Origin of the sequence: Acinetobacter sp. TAC-1 (assembly GCF_029025845.1) — a bacterium.
GTDB lineage: Bacteria > Pseudomonadota > Gammaproteobacteria > Pseudomonadales > Moraxellaceae > Acinetobacter > Acinetobacter guillouiae.
In genome coordinates, this window is record NZ_CP118892.1 from 266,229 (window position 1) to 283,602 (window position 17,374).

Here is a 17,374-nt window from a genome sequence, read left to right on the forward strand (position 1 = left end):
ATATGTTGATTTAAAGACCACTTTTTAACGCATAAAAAAGAGAACATCTCGGTTCTCTTTTTTAATCCAATCTAGGCTGGGAACTTAAAAGCCTTGTTCATCCAATAACAGCTGTGCTTCACGTAGGTTTAATGTGCCTTCGTAAATTGCACGACCTGTGATCGCACCTAAAATACCCGGTTTACCTTTTAAATTACGCACATCATCCAGATTGGTTACACCGCCTGAGGCGATCACTGGAAGACCTGAGTATTGTGCGAGATTTACTGTCTGTTCAACATTGACACCCTGCATCATACCGTCACGTGCGATATCGGTATAAACAATACTCGATACACCGGCATCTGCAAAACGTTTTGCAAGATCAGTGGCTTTTACATCAGTGACATTTGCCCAGCCATCAGTTGCAACCATACCATTGATCGCATCAATACCGACAATAATGTGTCCCGCAAACTTCTTACAGGCTTCTTCAACAAATTCAGGATTTTGAACTGCTTTGGTCCCGATGATGACAAAAGAAACGCCCGCATCTAAATAATGTTCGATTGTTTCCAAAGAGCGAATACCACCGCCAATTTGGATTGGCAGTTCAGGCTGTGCTTTTGCAATTGCTTCAACGACAGGTTTATGAATTGGTGTTCCAGCAAAAGCCCCATTCAAATCAACCAAATGCAAACGACGAGCGCCTTCATTTACCCAATGCTGTGCTGTTGCAACAGGATCATCAGAAAATACGGTATCGTCTTCCATACGACCTTGTTTTAAACGAACACATTTACCATCTTTCAGGTCAATTGCCGGGATGATCAGCATGCTTTCGCTCCTTGCTTAATCTCAATGAAGAATTTATTGATCTTCATCTTAGCAAAAACTTGATCAATTTCTAAGTGTCAGTTTAGGCTTTTATTGGCGCGAATGCTCAATTTAAGCTGAGTATGTGTGATCGTGTCAGGTATTAAGTCTAAATCCAGTAAGGCTTCGAAAATTAAGAGTGCGGCATAGGCATCGGCTGCTGCATATTCAATTTGTGGCGTTGTGAGGATTTTACGTGCCCAATTTGAGGTGCTAATTGATTTACTTTTAGGGAAATTGACTTGAAATAGCAATGCCATGGCATTTTTAATCCCTAAAGGATTATTGAAGCCAAAACTCGAAAAGCATTTTGAAAGTTCGATGACACTGTTGAGTTGCATGCCTTTTTTACGAAATAAATGTGCATCATTTTTTAAGCCAAAACCGACTTTAATCTGATCAGGATTTTCAAAAAAGGGCGCTAGAAAAGCCAAAATATCTGCTGAAACTTGAAATAAATAGGCTTTTTCAAATGTCGCCAGTTGAATAAGATGTGGGCCAGTTTGTATTTCACCTTTATTAAAGGTAGGTTTGGACTCAGTATCGAAACCAAAAATGTGCGCCGTTTTTAGTTCTGCTTCAATTGCTTGGCATTGTTGCAAGCTATTAATCACAACAATGTTACTCAAAGGCAAATTTTGAAAACGGGGAAAGCTCTGAATTTGTTCTTTACTAGGAAGTTGCTGAGTTTGAATATTCACAAATTTAAGCTCACAAATTTTAGTCGACCAGTTTAAGCATTAAAAATATTAACCATATTGTGTTATAACAAACTTTGAATAAAAGATGATAGTTTTGTGGGTCAAAAACACAGGAATAAATTGTATGGTTGAAAAAGATGATGATCTTTTTATAGAAGGCGCCAAGCGTTTAAAGCAATTAATTCAGGATAAAAATATAAAAGCCAGTGATATTGTTAACGTACTCGAGACTTCAAAAGGAACCATGACCAAATGGTTGCAAAACTCAACACCGTCGAGTGCGCAAAGCTTAATTGAATTGGCGCGTTTAGTTGGGATGACTGAACGCTGGAATATGGAATCTAAACAGCAAGATAAAGCAGATCTGGTGACCAAAGCGTATGCTGAGTCTGAATTGGATTTAAGCCATGTCACCATGGAACAGTTGATTAACGAAATTAAAGACCGTTATGCAGCTTTAAATTTAAAGGCAGATATTAAAATTAGTGTTGAGCCATTAGAAGGTGGTTTTGTCACCAAAGAGTAAAATAACCACCTTATAAAAATAGGGTGGTTATTTCGGCTGATTTATTCAGATTGATTGATTTGTTGTTGATATTGCTGAAATTGTTGCGCTTGGTCAAGGTAACTTTGATATGCTGGAATTGCTGTAACTGCAAGAATTAGAATACTAATCGGGAAGATCACAATATAAATCCAAGCCAATACTTTTTCCCAACCACGAGTAATTCGAGGTGCGCCATAGTTATTTGTCCCAGCATCTCCTTTTGCGCAGCTTAAATAAACAAAAAAGAATAAATTCACCAAAGGTAAAAGCATAAGAAGAGATAACCAGCCACTTTGGTTTTTGTCATGTAAACGACGGATTGTAAAAATAAAACTAAAGTAGATCACTGCGATATAAATAATAATCGCAACTGCGCCGAGTATAAAGATGAGCGTATTTGAAGGTGAGTTACTTAAAGCTGGGATGAATAGTGCAGCGATAATACCCAGTACAAACATAGATAGACCCAACAACATATTCCAGCCCAAATAGGATAATCGACCAAAACGGCCACTGGCACTTAAAGCTGAATCATGGGTTTGAAAATTAGAAGACATTGTTATGTTCCTAGAATGAATTAAGGTTTTTAAATCAATTTTTAAAATCAATTGTTGGATTTTTATTCAATTTGGTTGAATCATAATAAACAGACGATAAAAAATAAAGTCAAAATAGAATAAAAAAATCAAGCCAATCTCAATTGACTTGATTTTTAGAGATATAAATTGGGATGAAATTGACCTGAATAAATCAGATTTTCCATTCCACAAAGTTTTTCAGTAACTGTAAACCTGCTGTATGGCTCTTTTCAGGATGGAACTGTGTCGCAAATAAATTTTCTTTATGAATAGCCGTACAGAACTGCAAACCATAATCACATGTTGCAGCAACAAGAGAAGAGTCTTTGGGTTCGACATAATAGCTATGTACAAAGTAAAAACGGCTATCTTGATCAATATCTTTCCACATTGGATGATTTGGATCTGCCTGATGGACTTGGTTCCAGCCCATATGAGGGACTTTTAAGCCGTCCATATCTGGAAAATGTTTTACCACACCTTCAAAAATACCCAGTGCTTGAGTGCCTGCATTTTCTTCTGACGATTCAAGCAAAGCTTGCATGCCAACACAAATGGCAAGTACCGGTTTATTAAACGCAGCATGGCGCACAACCTCATCAATACCTGCTTCATGCATCCCCTGCATACAATCACGCATTGCCCCTACACCTGGAAATACGATTTTATCTGCCTGAGCGATTAATTTTGGATCATTTGTGACATCTACAGTTGCGCCAACATGTTCGAGTGCTTTGGCTGCTGAATGAAGATTTCCCATGCCATAGTCAAGAAGGGCAATACGGGTCATTACAAGGTTCCTTTCGTCGATGCAACAGTATTTTCTGCACGCGGATCAACTTCACAGGCCATGCGAAGCGCACGTGCAAATGCTTTAAAAACACTTTCAATTTGGTGATGGCTATTTTTGCCTTTTAAATTGTCAATGTGCAAAGTCATTAAAGCGTGATTTACAAAGCCTTGGAAAAACTCGGAAAATAGATCCACATCAAAACTGCCGATACGGGCGCGTGTAAATGGGATATCCATCCATAAACCTGGGCGACCTGATAAATCAACCACGACACGGCTTAAAGCTTCATCAAGTGGTGCATAGAAATGACCATAACGTTTTAAGCCTTTTTTATCACCGAGTGCTTGCGCAAATGCTTGGCCTAGTGTGATTCCACAGTCTTCTACAGTATGGTGATCATCGATTTCTAAGTCGCCATCACAATGAATATCGATGTCAAATAAACCATGACGCTTGATTTGATCAACCATATGGTCTAAAAAGGGAACACCTGTATTGAGCGTGCCTTGACCAGTACCATCAAGATTCACACGAACTCGAATTTTAGTTTCGTTGGTGTTTCTTACCACTTCACTGATACGTTGCGCCATAGACACGTTCCTCAAAAAACGTCAAAAATTAAAAGTTTGATGTAAAGATATTTCGCTGTGACGAAAGTGACAGCATATTAGATTGCTCAGGAGGGTTAATCAATGCCTATTACCGTACATGCTAAAACTTCACTAGAAAATGAAGAAGTTCGCGATCAGCTTGAGCGATTATATGACACCAGTCCCGAGTTTGGGGATGGTCATGATGCCATAGAACAACTTGAGCAAAACTTGGCTCATTATACCTTACTTTATGTCGCAGAATTTAATACAAAGATTATTGGTGCGTTATGGTGTACGGGACAAGGTGAAAGTCGGACTTTGGAAAATATTGTGGTACATCCTGCTAACCGCGGACGTGGTGTTGCAGAGCGTTTGGTCGAAGAAGTTTGTCGTATCGAGGAAGAAAAGGGCATTAAAAACTTTGAGCCGGGCTGTGGAGCAATCCATCGTTGTTTAGCTCACTTAGGTAAAATCTAAGATGATCTTGGAGCTTTGACCAATTTAAGCAACCTGATCCGGTTGCTTTTTTATTTGGCTATTTTTCCATAACTATAAAGTTAAGCTGATCTCAGTAGCATATTGCAGTCACGAGCAAAACACTTTGGGGAATAATTAAATCGAGTTTGCAAAACTTAAAGCAAGGAGGAGTACCTTCGCTCAGCAAATTAAGCGTGCCAAAATTTGCGTTCCAAAGCTGAAAAATGTATAAAAAACAGCCTTATTTAGAATAAATAGGTGGTTTTTGTTGTAAAAATAAACTATTGAATGATTTTAGTGATTTCAACGCTTGACGACTAAACCATTAAATTGTTTAATACGCCCCATCGGCGTGATAGCTCAGTAGGTAGAGCAACGGATTGAAAATCCGTGTGTCCCCAGTTCGATCCTGGGTCTCGCCACCATATTTAAAATCTTTGAGATTTCAATCCCTGATCCCATCAGGGATTTTTTTTGGGTAAAAAATATTCGGTTGAATAAAAAAGTCATGATTTTTATTGACTATTGAACTGAGATACGGCTTAATACACCGCATCGGCGTGATAGCTCAGTAGGTAGAGCAACGGATTGAAAATCCGTGTGTCCCCAGTTCGATCCTGGGTCTCGCCACCATATTTGAAAAACCTCAAACATTGTTTGGGGTTTTTTATTGCCTGCTTTTTATCTTCAATTCAGAAATTGATGTTCATCATTAAAACAGCATGTCATTTTGAATGCGTAAATTGAACCCATTGTCTTACAAAATATCTTGCTATGGACTATAAATATCGTAAGATAAACCTTTGGTAAGTGAAATAGATTGTTATAAGAACAATGAAAGATTTATTTTCATCAGGCAGCCAGCTTTATCTGCAAGCTCGACCGAGTTATCCGCAAGAAGTGGTTCAGGAAATTTTAAATCATGTTCCAGAGCGCGGTTTTGCTTGGGATTGTGGTGCGGGTTCAGGTCAATTTACTCAATTGCTCAGCCCCTATTTCGATCATGTTGTTGCAACGGATATGAGCGAAAAACAATTAAACCTTGCGCCTTATTTCGACAATGTCAGCTATCAAGTCCAGTCTGCTGAACAGACTTCATTTACAGCACAGAGTTTTGATTTGATTTCAGTGGCTCAGGCTATTCATTGGTTTGATTTTGATGGTTTTTATAAAGAAGTTGAACGCACATTAAAACCACAAGGTATTCTTGCTGTGATCGGTTATGGCTTAATTCATGTCGAAAATGCAGCCATCAATACCATGATTCAAAACTTATATGCTGAAAAACTAGATGGTTATTGGGATGCGGAGCGCCGTTATATCGATGAAGAATATAAAACCATTCCCTTTCCTTTTGATGAAATAAACGTTGCTGAGTTTAAGATGCAGTATCAGTGGTCCTCTGCACAACTGTTAAAGTATTTATCTACTTGGTCTGCAATTAAACACTATTGTGAAAGAAATCAGGATCATCCATTACTTGATCTAGCTGAAGCATTAACCAGCGAGCTTGCAGATTTGACCATCACATTCCCAGTTTTTTTAAGAGTGGGTAAAATTAAAAAATCAAAGAAAAAATGCTTTATGCACAAATAAAATAAGGATCGCATTTTATCTTCGATTACAACAGATATAGCTAACAATATACTTACTTATATATTATTTAAAAGTAAGATAAATCATGAAAGCTCCAGTTAAAATATTATCCATTGCTGTATGGCTATCGGCATTCAGTTCTACCGCTTTTGCAACGACAGGCTATTTTATGCATGGCTATGGGGTAAAAGCCCAAGGCAATGCAGGGACTTCAATCGCTCAATTTCAAGATGCATTAACGATTACCAATAACCCAGCAGGTTTAAGCTGGATTGGTGATCGTATAGATGTGGGTGCAACCGTGTTTTCACCTGATCGTTCAGCTGAGATTACCGCGAATCAAATGCCACAAGCTTACCCCAACGCCAATGGTCGATATGATGGCAATGGACGCAAATACTTTGTACTCCCAGAGCTTGCATTCAACCATCAAATCAATGACCAAGTTGCTTTAGGTTTAGCAATATATGGGAATGGAGGAATGAATACGGGGTATAAAAATAATCCATTTGCAGCATTTGGCAACAGTGGAACAGCAGGAGTGGATTTAACCCAGGTTTTCATTACTCCAGCAGTTGCTTGGAAATATGCAGAAAATCAATCTATCGGCATTGCAACCAATATTCTCTATCAACGTTTTGAAGCACGGGGAATTGCTGGGTTTAGCGGATTTTCAGCCGATGCTTCAAATTTAAGCAATCGTGGTAAGGATTCTGCGACTGGCATTGGTGCACGTATTGGTTGGGCTGGAAAATTCTTTGATCAACGTTTAACCTTAGGCGCAAATTATTCTTCAAAAATTAATGCAGATCGCTTTGATCGATATCGTGGGTTATTTGCTGAACGCGGTGACTTTGATGTTCCTGAAAGTTATGGTGTGGGTGCAGCTGTCAACATCACACCTCAATTAACAGTGGCTGCGGATATACAACGAATTAACTATTCGGATGTGAAATCGGTAGGAAATCCTTTTGATCTTGCACAATTACAACAAGGTCATGCTTTTGGTACATCACAAGGGCCAGGATTTGGCTGGAATGATATCAATATCTATAAACTGGGTGTGTCTTATCAAGCCCATCCAAAACTCACACTAAGAGCTGGTTATAGTCATAATGATCAACCGATTCCAGACAGTGAAGTGTTTTTAAATATTCTTGCTCCTGGGGTAATTCAAGACCACCTCAGCGTGGGTGCAACTTGGAATCTCGATCAACATCAAGAAATCAGTATTGCCTATACACATGCCTTGGAAGATGAAGTAAAAGGCAAAATTTCCCCTGCGTTTGGTGGGGGTGAAGCGAAACTCAAAATGAGTCAGGACATTTTAGGGCTGTCGTATGGCTATAAATTCTAAGTTTTTCTGTCAATCGCCATGAAAGCAGATGGATTCGAGAGATTTTTAATCTGAAATAAGACGTTTACCCAAACACACGACTTCGATTTCTTCATAGCCGAGTTGCTCATAAAAGCTTTGCACATCAATATTATCCTTACGGATTAACAGTTGCAGTTTGGGGCAACCTAATGCAACTAAACGCTTTTCAAGTTGTTGTATCAATGCCGTTGCAACACCATTACGTTGATCATGAGGATGGACAGCAAGATAATTGACCCAGCCCCGATGCCCATCATAGCCCCCCATAACCGTAGCGATCAATTGATCATCTTTGACCGCCAATAGAAACAATCCGTCTTTTTGTGCGACTTTACGGAAGATATCAATTTCTGGGTTGTTCCAAGGACGGGTTAAATCGCAGACTTCCCACAGTGCGATGACTTCGTCTAAATCGGTTTCCTGAAACTGTCTGATAATAAACATAGAATTTTTATCTCTTGTTTTTTAAAACAATCTTTACAGCAGATTAATATAAAAAACCGCAGTTGATAAGTTTATTTTTTAGACAATGCGTAAATACTTTTTGCTGAGTTTGTTAACTTATAAAAACGTTATAGGCTGAGAATAGTGATTTTTTATTGATTGAAAGTGTGCATAATAATGGAGGCATAATTTAAAACAAAAAAGGAACTTCACGTGAATAAACAGGAATTTGATTATATTATTATCGGTGGTGGAAGCTCAGGCTGTGTGTTGGCTGGGCGTTTATCAGAAAACCCGCAAGTTTCTGTTTGTCTGCTTGAAGCTGGGGGCTCAGGAGAGGGTTGGAAAGTAGAAGTTCCTTGTGCAGCAGTGATTAGCATTCCAACCAAGATCAATAACTGGGCCTTTGAAACTGTACCGCAAAAGGGCCTAAATGGTCGTAAAGGTTATCAGCCTCGTGGAAAATGCTTAGGTGGTTCGTCGGCAATTAATGCCATGGTGTATATCCGTGGGCATCGACAAGATTATGATGATTGGGCAGCCTTAGGCAATACCGGTTGGTCATATGATGAGGTCTTGCCTTATTTTATTAAGTCTGAAAATAACCAAAGAATTAAAAATCAATATCATGGCAATGCTGGCCCACTTTCAGTTATTGATTTACGTAGTGATAATCCCTTACAGCAAAAATATATCGCAGCTGCCAAAGAGCAGGGTTATCGAATTCTGGATGACTTCAATGGAGAAGAGCAGGAAGGTTTAGGCGTTTATCAAGTGACCCATATCAATGGGGAGCGTTGTAGTTCTGCGCGGGCTTATTTATTTCCACATCGAGATCGTAAAAATTTAACGGTGGAAACCCATGCACAGACTCAGCGAATCTTGATTGAAAATGGCGTGGCTGTTGGGGTGGAATACAAGCAAGGCGGTCAGCTGAAACAAATCTTTGCACGTCGAGAAGTGTTATTGAGTGCGGGAGCGATGCAGTCGCCACAGATTCTGATGCTGTCAGGTGTTGGCGACCAACAAGAACTCGCGCAACACGGCATTGAGGTAAAACAACACTTGCCTGGTGTGGGTAAAAATTTTCACGATCATCCTGATTTTATTTTTGGTTATAAAGTCAGTGAAATTCAAGGCACCTTTGGCTTATCTATTCCAGGTTCAATTGATTTATTTAAACAAATTGGACGTTATCGTAAAGAACGCCGTGGCTTGTTGACTACGAATTTTGCTGAATGTGGCGGCTTTATTAAAAGTTCAAATGAGCAAAGTCTACCGAATTTACAATTACATTTTGTGATTGCACTGGTGGATAACCATGCACGAACCATGCACACAGGGCATGGTATTTCTTGTCATGTCTGCCTTTTAAATCCAGTCAGTCGTGGTTCGATTAAGATAAGTGGGCCAAGTATCGATGATCCTTTATTGATTGATCCGAATTTTTATGGTGAAGAATCTGATTTAGAAGAAATGGTAAAAGGCTTTAAACTCACTCAGAAATTAATGCAATCTGATGCTTTTAAAAGCATGATTAAAGAAGATTTATTTACAGCCACGGTAAAAACAGATGAGGACATTCGCCAAGTTTTAAGAGATCGCTCAGATACCGTTTATCACCCTGTGGGAAGTTGTAAAATGGGGGTAGACGATATGGCTGTGGTTGATCCACGGTTACGCGTTTATGGTATTCAAAACCTGCGTGTGGTCGATGCGTCAATCATGCCAAAAGTGGTGAATGGCAATACCAATGCCCCTGCAATTATGATTGCAGAGAAAGCGGTTGAGATGATTAATCAGGACCAAGCTGGTGTGGCGTTTATTGAAAAGAAAGATAAAGTGCGTGTTGCAATCTGAGTCTTTAGATATTTAAAAAATCAGTGGGTGGGCATTCAAACCCAAATAAGCCCATAAAAAAACGCCCTGAAGGGCGTTTTTACTTTTTATATCAGATTTAAAATCTTATGCAGATTTTTTAGCTTGATCTTCTAAAGAAGCAAGCATATGGCCTGTTTCTTCAAAGTTATAGTGCCAAGAAAGTGCTTCGCGAAGAATATGCGGCGTTTGACCGCCTTTTTCACATGCACGATCAAAGTAATCATTCAATGCATCACGATACATTGGGTGAGCACAGTTGTTGATGACTGCACGAGCACGTTCACGAGGCGCTAAACCACGTAAGTCAGCAAGACCTTGTTCAGTCACGAGAATATCAACATCATGCTCAGCATGGTCGATATGTGAAGCAAATGGAACAACAGAAGAGATGTCGCCACCTTTTGCAATTGATTTGGTCACGAAGATTGCTAAATGTGCATTACGTGCGAAATCACCTGAACCACCAATACCATTCATCATCTTGGTACCGCAGACATGGGTCGAGTTGACGTTGCCGTAAATATCGAACTCAAGTGCAGTATTGATCCCGATGATGCCTAAGCGGCGAACCAATTCAGGATGGTTTGAAATCTCTTGTGGACGTAGAACCAGTTTGTCTTTGTATTGTTCTAGGTTGTTAAATACTTTTTCGCCATATTTAGCAGAAAGGGTAATTGATGAACCTGAAGCAAACTTCATTTTACCCGCATCAATCAATTCGAAAGTACAGTCTTGCAGTACTTCTGAATACATCACCAAATCTTCAAAGTTAGAATCTTTAAGACCAGTTAATACCGCATTGGCAATCGAACCGATGCCTGCTTGTAAAGGACCAAGATTCGAAGGTAAACGACCTTCTTCAACTTCTTTTTCAAAGAATACGATTAAGTGGTTGGCAATACCTTGAGTTTCATCATCTGGTAGTGTCACTGTTGATGGAGAGTCATGATATTCGTTGTTAATTACGATACCCACGATTTTTGCAGGATCAATATTGATTGCAGGTGTACCAATACGTTGATCAACATGCGTCAAAGGAATTGCTTGACGTGTTGGGCGGTAAGTTGGGATATAAATATCGTGTAAGCCTTCAAAAGCAGGGCTTAAGTTGGTGTTGATTTCAACAATCACTTTTTCAGCAAAAATTGCAAAGCTTGCAGAGTTACCCACAGATGTTGTTGGAATGATGCCACCATCTTCAGTAATCGCAATCGCTTCAATCACCGCAACATCAGGTTTTTTCAACTGAAGGTTACGCATTTGCTCAACAGTTTCAGACAAATGCTGATCGATGAACATCACTTCACCGTTGTTGATGGCTTTACGTAAAGTGTTATCGACTTGGAATGGTAAACGACGCGCAAGTACACCAGCTTCAGTTAATTGTTTGTCTAGGTCATTACCTAAACTTGCACCTGTGATTAAAGTAATCTTCAACGGATTCACTTTGGCTTGTTTTACCAGCGCTAAAGGTACAGCTTTTGCTTCACCTGCACGAGTAAATCCACTCATCCCCACAGTCATCCCATCTTGGATAAAAGTTGCAGCTTGTTCTGCGCTCATGACTTTGTCATGGAGAGATGCTAAACGAATACGATCTAAAGACATGGTTTACGCTCAATTCTTGTTCAAAACTAGACGGATTGTACCGCCCTCAAACTGAATTGTGCATGCCTCTAATGCTAAGGTCTAATTTTTTCAATAAATGCAGGTATAAATTCTGATGATGGTTTTTAAGTTATTATTTATTAATAAAATAATGATAGCTGTTTGTTAAATAAACAAAGTTAAGTGTTGGTTTATTGAGCAATCACTAAAAGTGATCACTCAAGCTTTGTTTGATTTTTTGAATTGGATTTGTAGGTATCGGTTCTTCCTCAACTTTTATTGAAGTTGGTAGTGAAATGATGGCTTGTAAGCCGCCTTCAGGACGGTTGGAAATCAACAGTTCACCTTGATGAATATCAACAATTCGTTTGACAATGGCCAAACCTAAACCACTCCCTTGCACTGTACGTGCAGCATCACCACGGACAAAAGGCTGCATAAGCCCTTCAATTTGGTCTTCGGGAATGCCTTCACCATTGTCTGCTACACAGATTTTAATATGCTCATCTTCTACAAAAGCACTGAGTTCAATGGGTTCTGCACCATAGCGTTTTGAATTGTTGATGAGATTACCAATCAAACGTTTTAACGACAGTGAGCGCGCGGTAATGACGGGTAATTCTTGCGGTGTGAACTGAATATCTAAGGGTTTAAACTGAATGATCAGCTCTTGTAGCAAAGCATTGATATTGGTGTCTTGAAGCTCTTCATCTGAGCCATCACGCATATAGGAAATAAACTGGCTTAAAATGGCATCCATATCATCGACATCATAAATCAAACCTTCTTTTAAGAAGTCATCATCAGACATCATCTCTGCACTTAAACGGATCCGTGTTAGCGGTGTTCTTAAATCATGCGAGATACCTGCCAACATGATTTGGCGATCACGTTCAGTTTGTTCAAGTGTATAGATCATCTGGTTAAAAGCTTGGTTTACCTCACGGATTTCTTGTGGTCCATGATTGGTTTCCAAGTAGGGCGCTTTCCCTGTTTTACTGTAGCTATTCGCAGCATGTTGTAAGCGACGTAAAGGGCGATTAAGCTGTCTGACCAGTGTCAGGATGATCGCCGCAGCAATCAGTGGAATACCCAATAACCAAGCTAAAATGAGTTCAGGACTATAGTTGGCATAGGTATTCAGAGGTTCACGGACCCAATTGCCATTCATTTCAGGGGTTTGGACCCAGATGCGTGGACTGGGTTTAAACTGGAAATAAACCGTCACATCTTTAATTTTTAATTCTTCTGCAAGCTGATTCTCAATACGATTGGTAAAGAAATCTGCAATAATTTTGTCTTTTACATTTGGGTATTCTTTGGGATCTGTAACATATTCAACCCCAACCCGTTGCTTTAACCATTCGTCAATATCGAGTTGAATCTCATCATGGTAAATCTGCAAGCGCGGATTATTAACCATTTCCAGCTCAACCGCCAAAAAACGTGCATGCTGTTGAATTTCAGGTAAATAAAGTGTTTTCCAAAAAAACCACAATGACATAAATAGGCTAAAGAACACCACGAATACCACCAATACCGTAGTACGCATTGCTGCCGAACGCGGTTTAACTTTATCGAGGAAGCGTTCCCAAGGTGTACGTTTGCGTTCTTTGTAGCTGACAAAGTCGGTAAATTCTTGTGGGTCTATGGGTTCTAATTTCACAGGAGCATTCCAATCTGTGCGATATTGTTAATCTATGGATTTCAGTTTAAAGGATGGCAGATTTATCGCAATATTAAAAATGTTAGGTTACTCGGCTTTAACTTATTTATGGTCATAAATACTCGGATTTAAAATATTTAAACTCAACAAAATAAGAGATGCATGGCATTGAGGTCACACCGTTTTTGTAGAATCGCCAAATATGCTTATATTTAAAATACCAGTGAAATCATCAGTAAAGCGTCGCTCTAGGGCAAAGCCATCAAGACTATTGTTTTGGATGAATAAATATGGATAAAAAAATACTGGTCACATGCAAAACCAAATATGTGACCAGTACTTTTGAAACTGATTCATGCTATCGAATCAAGATCTATTTATTCCGCACCATCTGGAACGAACACATAACCTACGCCCCAAACTGTTTGAATATAACGTGCACGTGCAGGGTTTTCTTCAATCAGACGACGTAAGCGAGAAACTTGAACATCGATTGAACGTTCCATAGCACCCCATTCACGACCACGTGCAAGATTCATCAACTTGTCACGTGTTAATGGTTCACGTGGGTGCTGAACTAATGCCTTCAAGACCGCAAACTCACCTGTGGTTAATGTGACCACTTGCCCTTCACGCGTCAGGGTACGTGTTGATAAATCTAAAGACCAAGGGCCGAAAGACACAACTTCTACGTTTTGACTTGGTGCACCTGGAACTTCACGAACCTGACGACGCAGTACGGCACGAATACGTGCTAATAACTCATTTGGATTAAATGGTTTTGGCAAATAATCATCCGCACCAGCTTCTAAGCCAGCAATACGGTCAGAGTCACTGCCTCGTGCGGTCAGCATAATGACAGGTGTATCTATATTTGATGAGCGTAAACGTCTACAAATACTTAAACCATCTTCTACAGGAAGCATAAAGTCTAAAACGATGAGTGAAAATAACTCACGTTGTAATAGGCGATCCATCTGCGTTGCGTCGTGGGCCGTTTTTACCACAAAGCCTTTATCTTCAAGGAAACGCTGTAAAAGGGTACGTAAACGCACATCATCATCGACCACTAAAATGCGTTCGACACGGTCAGTTTCGTTTTGTACGATATCTGTATTTTCAGCAGGTACAACCAAACTCATGATGTACTCCCTTAATGTTGTAAATTATAAATATTCGTCAATCTCAGTATACTGCCTAAGCTCTTGTTAAGACTATGTATCAAATTGCTCAAAAATACAATTTTCAGGCTGTTTTGAAACCAAAAAACAACATCTATAACGATTTGAGATGATTCTATGTTTATAAATAAAAAGATATACCATATGCAAATGAAAGTTTTATGTATTTTGGCAATAAGTTTTGCTTTAAGTGCATGTATTAGCCGACTTTCCAGACCTGAAATCTCAGGACAAGTGATTGACCAATTTGACCAACCGATTGGTCAGGTCCAAGTCGGTGAAACGCAAACCGACATGCAAGGCAACTTTCGACTCAAGGAGCGACGCTATGCTGCATTTTTGCTGAAAGAAATCATGTATATGGAAGCGCCACCAGTATTTGTACAAGAACGGCTAAATAAACAGGGTTATCAGCCATGTGATTTGCAATATTTCAATTCTCATGGCGGTGGACAGCGTAAAGGCGCGCAGTGGAAAGTTGGAAAAATTATTTTACAAAGCAATTTAAATACAGCAAAGCAGGATGAAATACCCGATTGCACTGTAAAAACTCAAGAAAAATGATCTTTTATCACTTTTTTCACTGCTAATTTGCAAAACAATTGTGGATTTTATGGTCTTGGTCTTTATAATCACTAACTTTTAGTCCTTATCCTTGTGGAATTAAACACGATGACTGACTTAGTTCAGCAGTTGGCAAGTGAACTTGCCGTACGTCCAAACCAAGTAGAAGCTGCCATTAAACTGATAGATGAAGGCTCTAGTGTTCCATTTATTGCACGTTACCGTAAAGAAGTAACGCAAGGCTTAGACGACATCCAATTACGCCAACTTGATACACGCCTTGTTTATCTACGTGATTTATTTGAACGCCGTGAAAAAGTAATCGAATCATTAAAAGAACAAAATAAGCTCTCTGATGACTTACTTGCTCGGGTCAATGGCGCTGAAACAAAAAATGCATTAGAAGAACTTTACGCACCGTACCGTCCAAAACGTACCAGTAAATCATTCAAAGCAAGAGAAGCAGGATTAGGGGAATTTGCTGAGAAAATTATCGCAGAGCAAATTGATCCGACTGAAGCTTTGGCTGGTTTTAGCCATGAAGAATACCCAGATGTTGAAAGCCAATTAGACGCGATTCAACACATCATCATTGATGACTGGGCACAAAATATTTCATTAACCACAGAACTTAAATCAACATTCGCCAAAACAGCGATGTTAAAGAGTTTAGTGGCGTCTGATGAGAAAAAAGAAGTCGGTAAGAAATTCCGTGATTACTTTGATTTCTCTGAAAATTTAAATAAAGTGCCTTCGCATCGTTTATTGGCAATGCTACGTGGCCGCCAAGAAAATGTATTGGGACTTAAAGTTGATGGTGATGATCATGCACCACTTGCACGTATTGAAACTGAATACGCGCTTGAAAGTGTGCAACCACAAGCACGTCAAGATTTCTTAAAGCAAATCGCAAAGCTGTTTTGGTTAGGTAAAATTCGCCCAACGATAGAGCATTCTTTGTTGACTGAAAAGCGCCTTGCAGCTGAATCAGAAGCAATGGACGTGTTTGCAGAAAACTTACGTCATTTATTACTCTCTGCACCTGCAGGTTCACGTACAACTTTAGGTGTTGACCCTGGTATTCGTACAGGGGTGAAACTGGCGGTTGTTTCAAATTCAGGTGATGTGCTTGCACATAGCACGATTTATCCATTTGCACCCAAAGAAGATAAAGCCGGCTCGATTGCTGAACTTGCACGTCTTTGCCGTGAATTTAATGTGGATTTAATCGCGATTGGCAATGGTACTGCGAGTCGTGAAACTGAAGCTGTTGTTGCAGAAATGATGGCTGAAAATGCGGATCTTACATTAACGCGTGTTTCAGTAAGTGAAGCGGGCGCATCTGTTTACTCCGCATCAGAATTGGCTTCTGCTGAACTGCCTGAGCTTGATGTTGCGATTCGTGGCGCTGTTTCAATTGCACGTCGCTTACAAGATCCATTGGCTGAACTGGTAAAAATTGATCCTAAATCTATTGGTGTTGGTCAATATCAGCATGATGTGAATCAAACCAATTTGGCAAAAACATTGGATGCTGTGGTTGAAGACTGTGTGAATGCGGTAGGTGTAGATGTAAATACAGCCTCTCCAGCAATCTTGGGCTATATCGCAGGTTTAAATAAAGCCATTGCTCAACAAATTGTAGATTATCGTAAAGAAAATGGTCGTTTTGACAATCGTCAAGCATTGAAAAATGTACCACGTTTAGGCGAGCGTACCTTTGAGCAAGCTGCTGGTTTCTTACGTATTCAAGATGGTTCAGAACCTTTAGATGCATCATCTGTTCATCCTGAATCGTATGGTTTGGTCAACAAAATTGTTGAAGCAAAAGCGACTACAGTGAAAGATATCATTGGTAATACTGAAATTATTCGTCAAGTGAAAGCAGAAGATTTTGCGGACGACAAATTTGGTCTACCGACGATTCAAGATGTGTTAAGCGAGTTGGAAAAACCAGGTCGTGACCCCCGTCCAGAATTCCGTACAGCAAAATTCCGTGAAGATATCACTGAAGTCAGTCAATTGACTGAAGGAATGCAGCTTGAGGGTGTGATTACCAATGTGACTAACTTCGGTGCATTCGTCGATGTTGGTGTACATCAAGATGGTCTAATACATATTTCAGAACTTGCCAATGAATTTGTTTCTGATCCACATAAAGTGGTGAAACCAGGGCAAATCGTACAAGTACGTGTATTGACTGTAGATGCTGAGCGAAATCGTGTGAATTTATCGATGCGCCCAGAAGGTTCGGAAGCACCAGCTAAAGCACCACGTCAAAAGCGTGAGTTCAATAACAATGAACAACGTGGTGAGCGTAAGCCTCAGGGTAAACGTCCACAGCAAGGTCGTCCAAACCATGACAATAAAGACAAAGCACCACGTCATGACAAGAAACCACAAGCAGCTAAACCTCAAGAAAACAAAATTGGTGGTTTAGGTGCATTGTTATTACAAGCAGGGATTAAAGGGTCTAAATAAGCTTTAATTTCTCCATAAAAAAACCGCCGTA

General features: G+C 39.7%; 16 protein-coding genes and 2 tRNA genes. 9 read left to right on the forward strand and 9 right to left on the reverse strand.

Annotation, left to right across the window (positions count from 1 at the left end; genetic code table 11):
* Positions 1-84 precede the first annotated feature (84 nt).
* Both hisA and PYV58_RS01225 read right to left on the reverse strand, forming a co-directional pair.
* The gene (gene hisA, locus PYV58_RS01220) at positions 85-816 is read right to left on the reverse strand and encodes a 1-(5-phosphoribosyl)-5-[(5-phosphoribosylamino)methylideneamino]imidazole-4-carboxamide isomerase (RefSeq protein ID WP_004725338.1); all 732 of its coding nucleotides are present in this window, start codon (positions 814-816) and stop codon (positions 85-87) included.
* A gap of 77 nt (positions 817-893) precedes the next feature.
* Positions 894-1,556 (reverse strand): 3'-5' exonuclease, encoded by a 663-nt coding sequence (locus PYV58_RS01225; RefSeq protein WP_034612610.1) that lies wholly within the window; start codon positions 1,554-1,556, stop codon positions 894-896.
* A gap of 124 nt (positions 1,557-1,680) precedes the next feature.
* On the opposite strand from PYV58_RS01225, the gene PYV58_RS01230 reads away from it, so the two are divergent.
* Positions 1,681-2,082, forward strand: coding sequence for a transcriptional regulator (locus PYV58_RS01230; RefSeq protein WP_004725342.1), 402 nt, complete (start codon positions 1,681-1,683; stop codon positions 2,080-2,082).
* 41 nt (positions 2,083-2,123) lie between these two features.
* Here the strand turns inward: PYV58_RS01230 and PYV58_RS01235 are convergent, their stop codons facing one another.
* The 3 genes from PYV58_RS01235 to hisB form a co-directional block, all read right to left on the reverse strand.
* Entirely contained in the window at positions 2,124-2,660 is a 537-nt protein-coding gene (locus PYV58_RS01235; RefSeq protein ID WP_004725344.1) for a DUF805 domain-containing protein, read from the reverse strand.
* 193 nt (positions 2,661-2,853) lie between these two features.
* Positions 2,854-3,471, reverse strand: coding sequence for an imidazole glycerol phosphate synthase subunit HisH (gene hisH / locus PYV58_RS01240; protein ID WP_034612605.1), 618 nt, complete (start codon positions 3,469-3,471; stop codon positions 2,854-2,856).
* A complete protein-coding gene (gene hisB / locus PYV58_RS01245; RefSeq protein ID WP_004725347.1) occupies positions 3,471-4,064 on the reverse strand; it encodes an imidazoleglycerol-phosphate dehydratase HisB in 594 nt (197 codons plus the stop codon). The genes hisH and hisB overlap by 1 nt, the downstream gene beginning before the upstream one ends.
* Positions 4,065-4,166: 102 nt before the next feature.
* Here hisB and PYV58_RS01250 point away from each other — a divergent pair, with 102 nt between their 5' ends.
* From PYV58_RS01250 to PYV58_RS01270, 5 genes are all read left to right on the forward strand, one after another.
* A complete protein-coding gene (locus PYV58_RS01250; RefSeq protein ID WP_004816597.1) occupies positions 4,167-4,544 on the forward strand; it encodes a GNAT family N-acetyltransferase in 378 nt (125 codons plus the stop codon).
* Positions 4,545-4,893: 349 nt separating this feature from the next.
* Positions 4,894-4,969, forward strand: a tRNA-Phe gene (locus tag PYV58_RS01255).
* Positions 4,970-5,101: 132 nt separating this feature from the next.
* A tRNA-Phe gene (locus PYV58_RS01260) sits at positions 5,102-5,177 on the forward strand.
* A 201-nt stretch (positions 5,178-5,378) separates the two neighbouring features.
* Positions 5,379-6,140, forward strand: coding sequence for a class I SAM-dependent methyltransferase (locus PYV58_RS01265; RefSeq protein ID WP_034616854.1), 762 nt, complete (start codon positions 5,379-5,381; stop codon positions 6,138-6,140).
* An 85-nt stretch (positions 6,141-6,225) separates the two neighbouring features.
* Positions 6,226-7,497, forward strand: a complete 1,272-nt coding sequence (locus tag PYV58_RS01270; RefSeq protein ID WP_034616851.1) for an outer membrane protein transport protein — start codon at positions 6,226-6,228, stop codon at positions 7,495-7,497.
* A gap of 45 nt (positions 7,498-7,542) precedes the next feature.
* On the opposite strand, the gene PYV58_RS01275 is transcribed toward PYV58_RS01270, so the two are convergent.
* Positions 7,543-7,962 (reverse strand): GNAT family acetyltransferase, encoded by a 420-nt coding sequence (locus PYV58_RS01275; protein WP_034616847.1) that lies wholly within the window; start codon positions 7,960-7,962, stop codon positions 7,543-7,545.
* A 213-nt stretch (positions 7,963-8,175) separates the two neighbouring features.
* On the opposite strand from PYV58_RS01275, the gene PYV58_RS01280 reads away from it, so the two are divergent.
* Positions 8,176-9,822 (forward strand): GMC family oxidoreductase N-terminal domain-containing protein, encoded by a 1,647-nt coding sequence (locus PYV58_RS01280; RefSeq protein WP_034616844.1) that lies wholly within the window; start codon positions 8,176-8,178, stop codon positions 9,820-9,822.
* A 105-nt stretch (positions 9,823-9,927) separates the two neighbouring features.
* Here PYV58_RS01280 and PYV58_RS01285 read toward each other — a convergent pair whose 3' ends face one another.
* The 3 genes from PYV58_RS01285 to ompR all read right to left on the reverse strand — a co-directional run bounded on the left by PYV58_RS01285 (position 9,928) and on the right by ompR (position 14,259).
* Positions 9,928-11,451, reverse strand: a complete 1,524-nt coding sequence (locus tag PYV58_RS01285; protein WP_034616841.1) for an acetyl-CoA hydrolase/transferase family protein — start codon at positions 11,449-11,451, stop codon at positions 9,928-9,930.
* Positions 11,452-11,656: 205 nt separating this feature from the next.
* A complete protein-coding gene (locus PYV58_RS01290; protein WP_004816608.1) occupies positions 11,657-13,117 on the reverse strand; it encodes an ATP-binding protein in 1,461 nt (486 codons plus the stop codon).
* 377 nt (positions 13,118-13,494) lie between these two features.
* A complete protein-coding gene (ompR, locus tag PYV58_RS01295) occupies positions 13,495-14,259 on the reverse strand; it encodes a two-component system response regulator OmpR (protein WP_004816610.1) in 765 nt (254 codons plus the stop codon).
* A gap of 183 nt (positions 14,260-14,442) precedes the next feature.
* Here ompR and PYV58_RS01300 point away from each other — a divergent pair, with 183 nt between their 5' ends.
* Together PYV58_RS01300 and PYV58_RS01305 are read left to right on the forward strand one after the other, a co-directional pair.
* The gene (locus tag PYV58_RS01300) at positions 14,443-14,862 is read left to right on the forward strand and encodes a carboxypeptidase regulatory-like domain-containing protein (RefSeq protein ID WP_275059690.1); all 420 of its coding nucleotides are present in this window, start codon (positions 14,443-14,445) and stop codon (positions 14,860-14,862) included.
* A gap of 108 nt (positions 14,863-14,970) precedes the next feature.
* A complete protein-coding gene (locus PYV58_RS01305; RefSeq protein ID WP_034616838.1) occupies positions 14,971-17,343 on the forward strand; it encodes a Tex family protein in 2,373 nt (790 codons plus the stop codon).
* Positions 17,344-17,374: the final 31 nt, after the last annotated feature.

Excerpts from the sequence above, each read along its gene's own strand:
- hisA (WP_004725338.1), bottom strand. The coding sequence starts at position 816 with ATGCTGATCATCCCGGCAATTGACCTGAAAGATGGTAAATGTGTTCGT.
- PYV58_RS01230 (WP_004725342.1), top strand. The coding sequence starts at position 1,681 with ATGGTTGAAAAAGATGATGATCTTTTTATAGAAGGCGCCAAGCGTTTA.
- PYV58_RS01235 (WP_004725344.1), bottom strand. The coding sequence starts at position 2,660 with ATGTCTTCTAATTTTCAAACCCATGATTCAGCTTTAAGTGCCAGTGGC.
- hisH (WP_034612605.1), bottom strand. The coding sequence starts at position 3,471 with ATGACCCGTATTGCCCTTCTTGACTATGGCATGGGAAATCTTCATTCA.
- hisB (WP_004725347.1), bottom strand. The coding sequence starts at position 4,064 with ATGGCGCAACGTATCAGTGAAGTGGTAAGAAACACCAACGAAACTAAA.
- PYV58_RS01250 (WP_004816597.1), top strand. The coding sequence starts at position 4,167 with ATGCCTATTACCGTACATGCTAAAACTTCACTAGAAAATGAAGAAGTT.
- PYV58_RS01265 (WP_034616854.1), top strand. The coding sequence starts at position 5,379 with ATGAAAGATTTATTTTCATCAGGCAGCCAGCTTTATCTGCAAGCTCGA.
- PYV58_RS01270 (WP_034616851.1), top strand. The coding sequence starts at position 6,226 with ATGAAAGCTCCAGTTAAAATATTATCCATTGCTGTATGGCTATCGGCA.
- PYV58_RS01275 (WP_034616847.1), bottom strand. The coding sequence starts at position 7,962 with ATGTTTATTATCAGACAGTTTCAGGAAACCGATTTAGACGAAGTCATC.
- PYV58_RS01285 (WP_034616841.1), bottom strand. The coding sequence starts at position 11,451 with ATGTCTTTAGATCGTATTCGTTTAGCATCTCTCCATGACAAAGTCATG.
- ompR (WP_004816610.1), bottom strand. The coding sequence starts at position 14,259 with ATGAGTTTGGTTGTACCTGCTGAAAATACAGATATCGTACAAAACGAA.
- PYV58_RS01300 (WP_275059690.1), top strand. The coding sequence starts at position 14,443 with ATGCAAATGAAAGTTTTATGTATTTTGGCAATAAGTTTTGCTTTAAGT.
- PYV58_RS01305 (WP_034616838.1), top strand. The coding sequence starts at position 14,971 with ATGACTGACTTAGTTCAGCAGTTGGCAAGTGAACTTGCCGTACGTCCA.